The sequence below is a fragment of the Streptomyces sp. CNQ329 genome (assembly GCF_000482585.1).
The window spans coordinates 1-7,856 of the sequence record NZ_AXVU01000085.1; the positions used below are offsets into that span (position 1 = coordinate 1).

The 7,856-nt window shown below is 74.3% G+C and carries 8 protein-coding genes and 2 pseudogenes; 7 read left to right on the forward strand and 3 right to left on the reverse strand.

Annotated elements, in window-relative coordinates; translation table 11 throughout:
* Both I003_RS33590 and I003_RS33595 read right to left on the reverse strand, forming a co-directional pair.
* A pseudogene (locus I003_RS33590) lies at window positions 1–312 on the reverse strand (cation diffusion facilitator family transporter); the annotation flags it as partial.
* A gap of 132 nt (window positions 313–444) precedes the next feature.
* Window positions 445–1,665, reverse strand: a complete 1,221-nt coding sequence (locus I003_RS33595; protein ID WP_486584440.1) for an MFS transporter — start codon at window positions 1,663–1,665, stop codon at window positions 445–447.
* A 111-nt stretch (window positions 1,666–1,776) separates the two neighbouring features.
* On the opposite strand from I003_RS33595, the gene I003_RS0128450 reads away from it, so the two are divergent.
* The 6 genes from I003_RS0128450 to I003_RS0128475 all read left to right on the forward strand — a co-directional run bounded on the left by I003_RS0128450 (window position 1,777) and on the right by I003_RS0128475 (window position 6,659).
* Window positions 1,777–2,340, forward strand: coding sequence for a CGNR zinc finger domain-containing protein (locus I003_RS0128450; RefSeq protein ID WP_037722014.1), 564 nt, complete (start codon window positions 1,777–1,779; stop codon window positions 2,338–2,340).
* 603 nt (window positions 2,341–2,943) lie between these two features.
* The gene (locus I003_RS0128455; protein ID WP_486584441.1) at window positions 2,944–3,288 is read left to right on the forward strand and encodes a cupin domain-containing protein; all 345 of its coding nucleotides are present in this window, start codon (window positions 2,944–2,946) and stop codon (window positions 3,286–3,288) included.
* Between the two features lie 28 nt (window positions 3,289–3,316).
* Window positions 3,317–4,576, forward strand: a complete 1,260-nt coding sequence (locus tag I003_RS0128460) for a beta-ketoacyl-[acyl-carrier-protein] synthase family protein (RefSeq protein ID WP_027774588.1) — start codon at window positions 3,317–3,319, stop codon at window positions 4,574–4,576.
* A gap of 2 nt (window positions 4,577–4,578) precedes the next feature.
* On the forward strand, window positions 4,579–5,844 hold the full coding sequence (locus tag I003_RS0128465) for a ketosynthase chain-length factor (protein WP_486584442.1): 1,266 nt from the start codon (window positions 4,579–4,581) through the stop codon (window positions 5,842–5,844).
* A gap of 85 nt (window positions 5,845–5,929) precedes the next feature.
* A complete protein-coding gene (locus tag I003_RS33600; protein ID WP_027774590.1) occupies window positions 5,930–6,181 on the forward strand; it encodes a phosphopantetheine-binding protein in 252 nt (83 codons plus the stop codon).
* A gap of 1 nt (window position 6,182) precedes the next feature.
* Window positions 6,183–6,659, forward strand: a complete 477-nt coding sequence (locus I003_RS0128475) for an SRPBCC family protein (RefSeq protein WP_027774591.1) — start codon at window positions 6,183–6,185, stop codon at window positions 6,657–6,659.
* Window positions 6,660–6,939: 280 nt separating this feature from the next.
* On the opposite strand, the pseudogene I003_RS37160 reads toward I003_RS0128475, so the two are convergent.
* Window positions 6,940–7,047 (reverse strand): annotated as a pseudogene (locus tag I003_RS37160) (sigma factor); the annotation flags it as partial.
* Window positions 7,048–7,222: 175 nt separating this feature from the next.
* Here I003_RS37160 and I003_RS33605 point away from each other — a divergent pair.
* Window positions 7,223–7,783, forward strand: coding sequence for a DUF1648 domain-containing protein (locus I003_RS33605; protein ID WP_051368582.1), 561 nt, complete (start codon window positions 7,223–7,225; stop codon window positions 7,781–7,783).
* Window positions 7,784–7,856: the final 73 nt, after the last annotated feature.

The window sequence follows — 7,856 nt, forward strand, 5'->3', positions numbered from 1 at the left end:
GAAGGCGAGGCCGAGGGGGACGGCGGTCAGCGCGTCGGCGGCGTTGTGCGCGGTGTCACCGAGCAGCGCGACCGAACCCGAGACGATCACCACGGCCGCCTGAGCCAGGGCCGTGGCGCCGAGCACGGCCAGCGAGACCCACAGCGCGCGCATGCCGCGGGCGGAGGACTCCAGCGCGCGGTCGGTCTTCCCGGCCGCGTCGTGGGAGTGGGGCGTGAGGACGTGCGCCGCGCGGTGCCGCAGGCGGGACAGGCGTCCGGGCGGGCCCTCGTGGTCGTGGTCGTGCGCGGGGGTGTGCTGCTGCTCGCTCACGGAACTCCGTCCTTCCGGCAGGGGCGGACCGGATACGCCGGCGGCGCCCTTCCATTATGTGCGTATGCGCGCACGCAAGCATCTATTACCTGCCCCTGCTGCGCAGCCGCAGCACTCTGGCGCCAGGCCCCGTCACCCCGGAGAGCGGCGCCCGGTGCCACGGGACGGCCCGGCTCCGAAGCCCCGCGAGGGCGGCGCCGCGGACGGGTCCGGCCGCCGGGCGGTGGCCGCCCGCACGACGGCGGGCTGCACGACCGCGAGGACCACGCAGAGACCGGCCAGGACGGACCACATGCCGGCCACCCCGGCGCGGTCGAGGAGCTGGGTACCGAGCAGCGGCGCGGCCACCGCGGCGATGCCCCAGGCGGTGCCGTAGACGGCGAGGTAGCGCCCGGTTCCGCCCGGCGGCGCCAGCCCGGCGACGACGGCGAGGGCCCGCCCGACCAGCAGCAGGTCCCCCAGGCTCCACACGACGGTCGCGACGGCGTACCCCCGCAGGCTGCCGGCCACGGCGTATCCGGCGAGGCCGGCGGCCATGAGGAGGCCGCCGGCGGCGAAGACCGGGGGAGCGGACCGGCCGGACAGCGGCCCCAGGCGCAGCAGCGGCTGGCCGGCGACGACGGCCAGCGCCGAGACGCCGAGGAGCAGACCGGCGTCGGCGGGCTGAAGTCCGCGGTGGGCCAGCGCGAGGGGGAGCATGAGGGCGATCTGCAGAGAGACAAGGGCGAAGAGCGTGCCCGTGGCCAGCATCGCGAGGAGCGTACGGTCACGCCACGGCGCGACCGCGGCGCGGCCGTCCCCCCGCCCGCCCGCTCGCGGCCCGTCGGCGGGCAGGGCGGCGTGGACGACGAGCGCGCACAGCAGGCAGGTGACGGCGTCGGCGACGAACAGCCAGCGCAGATCCCACCGGCCGAGCCCGGCGGCGAGCGCTCCGGCCGCCAGACCGGCGACGGCGAGCGCGGCGTTGAGCAGGCTGTATGCACGTACCCGCGCGTCCTCTCCGACGGCGTCGGCGATCATCGCCTGACTCGGCGGCTCGTACAGCTCGAAGACCAGCCCGAGCAGCACGGCGAATCCCACGACCACGGCCAGGCTCGGCGCGGCGGCGACCCCCGCCTGTGCGACGGCGCAGCCCACCAGACCGGCGACCATCGTCCGGCGCCGCCCGAGCCGGTCCGCCATCCGGCCGCCGGCCAGCCGCGAGGGGATGCTGGCGAGCCCGAAGACGGCGACCACCAGCCCCGCGGTCGTGGGCGACGCGTCGTACCGCGCCGTGATCAGCACGGCGAGGAACGGCAGGGAGAAGGCCCCGAGGCGGTTCGCCGCGCGGGCGCCGATGAGCACCCGGACCATACGCGGCAGCCGTTGCCCGGCCGGCCGACAGCCCACACCCCACCGCCCGTCACTGACGAATCCGATAATGTCAGTGACGAAACTAGGACCCAAGGAGTGACCGGTCAAGTGATGTTCGACAGTCACGTCGCGACGCTGCTGGACGTGTCCGCCGCCCTGGTGAACACGCTCACCGACGGCACCGCCCGCGGCCGTCCCTACACCGCACCCCGCGGCGACGACCTGCCGGGGGCCGTCGCCGCCGCCCTCCCCGGCGAGCCCGGGGCCGATCCCGCGGCGGCGGCCCTCCTGGCGCACACCGCGCAGCACCTGCGGGCCGTCTTCGAAGCCGTGGAGGAACACCACCTCGACACCGCCGCCGGCCTGCTCAACTCCCTCCTGCGCGCCACCGGCGCCCGCCCCCAGCTCGACCGCGTACCGGGCGAGCCCTGGCAGGTCCACTTCCACGGCAGCGACGACACCCTCGCCGTCGGCTGGAGCGCCGGCTGCGCGACCGCCCTCGCGCTCGCCCTCGGCAGCGACCTCGCCGGCCGCCTCGGCGTCTGCCGGGCGCCGCGGTGCGACCGCGTCTACGTCGACAACTCCCGCAACGCCGCCCGGCAGTTCTGCTCCACCGCCTGCCAGAGCCGCGTCAAAGCCGCCGCCTTCCGCGCCCGCCGGACCTCCACGCGCTGAACCCGCCCCCCGCGCCGCCCCGCGCACGGCCGACTCCCGGAAAAGGACGGGGAGTACGCCGGCGGAGCCGCCCGGCGGCGGGCGGCATCGCCGCGCCCGCGTACGCCGGTGCCGAGTGCCGCGCGCTCCAAGGGCCGCGGGCTCCCCCCTCCGAGCCGTCGGCGTCCGCGCCGCAGGTTCCCCAGGGGCCCGTGATGCGGGGAATTCGGCGCCGTGGACCGCCGCGATGCGCCACTGGTCAGACTGATCGTAAAACTACACCCACTTGAGTGGCCCGCCGAGCGTCCCCGTTTTCTGCCGGGCGCCGTGGAGAAACACCTGGCGTAGCGGACCCGTCTGTTCATCTCCGATACATCCGGCCGGAGTTCGGATCTCCTCGAACCCGCACCCCTCCTTCCGTTGCCCGTCGTGCCCCCGGAATTCCTCCGCCGACACGCAGGCCGACACCCACCCGTGGCATCCATGCGACCCGAGCCATGGGCGAACCCTCATACCCGTACCGGAAAGGGAGGACCAGTCATGGCAGAGACAGGGGCATCGGCCGCCAGAGTCGCCTTGGCGAAAGTGGAGCCGAGCCGTCGGCAGGGCGGAAGCACACGGGCGTTGCTGACGCCCGCGTCGGTCGGTGCGACCTCCGGTTTCATGGGCCACCTCGAACTGGCCCCCGGGGAGGTCGTCACCGAGCACTACCACCCGTTCTCCGACAAGTTCCTGTACGTCATCGAGGGTTCCGCCGTCGTCCGGATCAACGGTGAAGCGGTGCCGCTGGAATCGGACGAGGCACTGCTCATCACCCGTGGGCAGCGCAACCGCATCGAGAACTCCGGGGCCGGCGTCCTGCGGGCCGTCTTCCACGTGGCCCCGCTCGCCCCCCGGCCCGACCTCGGCCATGTCGACACCGAGCCCGTGGCGGAGCCCGGGTGCGTACCGCCGCGTGTGGGCGGCTGACATGGCCGAGGGCGCGGAGAGGCGTGCGGTGATCACAGGCATCGGCGTACGGGCCCCGGGCGGGGTGGGGACCGACGCGTTCTGGCGGCTGCTGGTCGCGGGGCGCACCGCGACGAGGACCATGACCCTGATCGACCCCGCCCCGTTCCGGTCCCGCGTCGCCGCGGAGATCGACTTCGACCCGGCGGCCGAAGGGCTGACGCCCGCGCAGGCGGCGACGTACGACAGGGCGACGCAGTTGGCGATCGCCGCGACCCGTGAGGCGGTGGCGGGCAGCGGACTCGACCCGGCCCGGCAGGACCCCGCGCGGCTCGGCGTCAGCATCGGCACCGCCGTCGGCTGCACCGTCGGTCTCGACCGGAACTACCAGGAGGTCAGCCATAACGGCTCCCGCTGGCTCGTCGACCACACGGCGGCGCCCGGGCATCTCTTCGACTACTTCATCCCGTCCTCCATCGGCCGCGACGTGGCCTGGGAGACCGGGGCCGAGGGCCCGGTCACCGTGGTCTCCACAGGCTGCACCTCGGGCCTCGACGCCGTGGGGTACGGAGCCGGCCTCGTCCGCCGGGGGCGGGCGGACGTGGTCGTCTGCGGCGCGACCGACGCGCCCATCTCCCCCATCACCGTGGCCTGCTTCGACGCGATCAAGGCGACCTCGGCGAACAACGCCGACCCGACGCGCGCCTCGCGCCCCTTCGACCGCAACCGCGACGGGTTCGTCCTCGGCGAAGGGGCGGCGGTGTTCGTCATCGAGGAGCTGGCGGCGGCGCACCGCCGCGGGGCCCGGGTGTACGCCGAGGTCCGCGGCTTCGCAACGAGGTCGAACGCGTACCACATGACCGGCCTGACGCGGCACGGCCGGGAGATGGCCGAGGCCATCCGGGCCGCCATGCACCAGGCGCGCTGCACCGGGGAGGATCTGGACTACATCAACGCCCACGGCTCCGGCACCCGGCAGAACGACCGGCACGAGACGGCGGCGTTCAAGCGCAGCCTGGGCCGGCGCGCCTACGAGGTACCGGTCAGCTCCATCAAGTCGATGATCGGGCACTCGCTCGGCGGGATCGGGTCGCTGGAGCTGGCCGCCAGCGCGCTGGCCATCGAGTACGGCGTGATCCCGCCCACCGCGAACTACGAAGAGCCCGACCCCGAGTGCGACCTGGACTACGTGCCCAACGTGGCCCGGGAGCAGCGGGTGGACACCGTCCTCAGCGTCGGCAGCGGCTTCGGCGGATTCCAGAGCGCGGCGGTGCTCGCCCGGCCCCCGGCCAAGGCGGCGGCGCGGTGACGGTGACGGACGGCGCCGTGACCGCCGGCGCCGCGGCCGGAGCCGGGGCGACCGGCGCGGTGGTGACCGGCGTCGGCGTCGTCGCGCCCAACGGCACCGGCACCGCCGAGTTCTGGGCGGCGACCCTCGGCGGCAAGAGCGGCATCGGCGTCATCGAGCGCTTCGACGCCGGCGCGTACCCCGTCCACGTCGGCGGCGAGGTACTCGACTTCGACGCCGACGCCCTCCTGTCGAAGCGGCTGATGCCCCAGACGGACCGCATGACCCGCTACGCGCTGGCCGCCGCCGACTGGGCGCTCGCGGACGCCGGACTGGTGCCGGCCGACCTCGGCGAGTACGACCTGGGCGTCCTGACGGCCGGCGCGTGCGGGGGTTTCGAGTTCGGCCAGCGGGAGTTGCAGAAACTCTGGGGAACGGGCCCGGAGCGCGTCAGCACCTACCAGTCGTTCGCCTGGTTCTACGCGGTCAACACCGGCCAGATCTCCATCCGCCACGGCCTGCGGGGGCACAGCTCGGTCTTCGTCTCCGAACAGGCCGGCGCCCTCGACGCGGCGGCCGACACGGCACACCTGCTGCGTACGGGCACGCTCAGCGCCGCGCTGACGGGCGGCTTCGACGCGCCGCTGTGCCCCTGGGGCCTGGTCGTCCAGCTTCCCTCCGGGCTGCTCAGCACGTCCCGCGATCCCGAACGGGCCTACCTGCCCTTCGACGCCGACGCCACCGGCTACGTGGCGGGCGAGGGCGGAGCGATCCTCGTCGTCGAGCGGGAGGACACGGCGCTGCGCCGGAACGCCGCCGGGATCTACGGGCGAATCGCCGGACACGCCTCGACGTTCGACCCCCGTCCCGGCTCGGGCAGACCGCCCGCGCTCGCGGGTGCGATCCGGGGGGCCCTGCACGAGGCGGGCATGAACGCGGCCGACATCGACGTGGTCTTCGCCGACGCCCTCGGCGTACCGGACCGGGACCGGGCGGAAGCGGAGGCCCTGGTCCAGGTCTTCGGGCCGGCGGCCGTGCCCGTCACCGCGCCCAAGACGATGACCGGCAGGCTCTACGCGGGCGGCGCCGCCCTGGACGTGGCGTGCGCCCTGCTGTCCCTGCGCGACTCGGTCATCCCGCCGACCACCGGCACCCGTTCGCCGGCGGCCGGACTCGGCGTCGACCTGGTGCTCGGCGGCCCCCGCGAGACGACCGTGCGCAACGCGCTGGTCGTCGCCCGCGGCGCCGGCGGCTTCAACTCGGCGATGGTCCTGAGCCGCTACGGCTGAACCACCGGCCGCCGGCCACACCGCAGACACACGCACCCGATCCCACCACCACCGCGCCCCCGCGCTCTGCCTACGGAGGTCACCCGTGTCCGAGATCACCCTCTCGCAACTCGTATCGCTCCTCAGAGACTGCGCGGGCGAGTCCGACGTGGCCGACCTGGACGGCGACATCGCCGACATGGCCTTCGACGAACTCGGCTACGACTCGCTCGCCCTGCTGGAACTGTCCGCCCGGATCAAGCAGACCCACGGCATCGAGGTCCCGGAGAGCGAGATGAAGACCCCCGGGGGCACGGTCCGGCTGGTCAACGACATGGTCTCCGGAAAGGACGCCTGACATGGGAGCGCGCACCGAACACTCCGTCGTGATCGACGCCCCGGTCGACCTCGTGTGGAACATGACCAACGACATCGAGTCCTGGCCCGAGATGTTCGCCGGCTACGCCGAGACGGAAATCCTCCGGACCACGGACGACGGCATCGACTTCCGGATCAGAACGCACCCGGACGCGAACGGGAGGGTGTGGGAGTGGGTTTCCCGCCGCATGCCCGACCGCGACTCCCTCACGGTCCGGGCGTACCGGATCGAAACCGGCCCCTTCGTCTACATGAAGCTGCACTGGTCCTATCGCGTGACCGACGGGGGCACCGAGATGCGCTGGGTGCAGGAGTTCGACATGCGGGCCGGCGCCCCCTACGACAACGAGCAGATGACCGACCATCTCAACGAGATGTCGCAGCTCAACATGGCGCGGATCAAGGAGATCGTCGAGACCGCGCACCGGACGGGAGGGGAGAACGCCGCCCGCGGCTGACCGCCCGGAAGACCGGACCGGGCGGAAGACCGGACCGGGCGGACGGGCCGGACCTGCCGGCCCCTGAGAGGGCGGCGGGTCAGCGGCTCACCGCGGTCCCCCGGGTCGGCCGGGACAGCCTGTCGGGATTGCGGACGGAGTAAGGCCGGTGACGCGGCCCTCGTCGGTGCGCACGGCCGCGACGCTGTCGATCTCGTCGTCGAGGCGGATGACCAGCACCGGAACGCCGCGAGCGCGGCCCGGGTCTCCCCGGGGGAGACGGCGTCGCGCGGGCGGCGGCCGTCCAGCGCAGCCAGGTCTCCTGCACGGCGTCCTCGGCGTCGGCGACCGACGCGAGGAGATCGCAGGCGACGGTGAACCGCAGGTTCCGGTGGGCGGCGGTGAACACCTCGGTGGCGGGGGGTGGGCCCCTTCGGAGCCGAGTCCTTCACCGGCTGAATCCCTCCGGCGCGGGCGGGTCGGCGGGCAGGGACGCGGATACGCGGGGCGGCTCGTAACGCGCGCCGGCGGTGTCGCACACTGGGGTGCCAGGCCGACAGTCCCCGGACGAAGGGCACCGTCGCGTGACGACCGACACCGTGACCGGACGGCGGGCGTTCCCGTGGGGATGGCTGGCGCCGAGTGCGGTGGTGCTGGGTGCCATGGCCACCTGGGGCGCGCTGCGGTATCCGGAGGTGCCGGAGCGGGTGCCCCGGCACATCGGGCCGGGCGGTGTGGACGCCTGGACGGACAAGAGCGTGTGGACGGTGTTCGTACCGGTCTTCGTGTACGCCGCGCTCACGCTGGTGCTCGCCGCCTGCGCCGCGGCGGCGGCCCGCACCCGGTCGCTCGACGCGATGCCCGGGCCCTCCGGCCCGTGGGAGCAGGCCGCCGCGTCCATGACCAACCGCCCCGCCACCGCCGCCTCCGCCCGCCGGCTGGCCCGGTCACTGCTGCTGATGAACGCGGGCCTCGGCCTGGCCCTCCTGCCGCCGTGCTGGACCCAGTGGCGTACGACACAGACCGCCGGCATCCCCGGCTGGATCCTTCCCGCCACGATCGCGGCCCTGGTGCTGTCCCTGGTGCCCCTCGTCCTGGCCTGGCGGTACGACGCGCAGGCCAGGAGGGCACGGCGCCCGGCGTGATGGCTCGGCGCGCCGGGCCGCCGCGCCCGGCGCGGACGGGGTGCGGGCCGGGTGCGGGCCCGGCGCGGCCGGG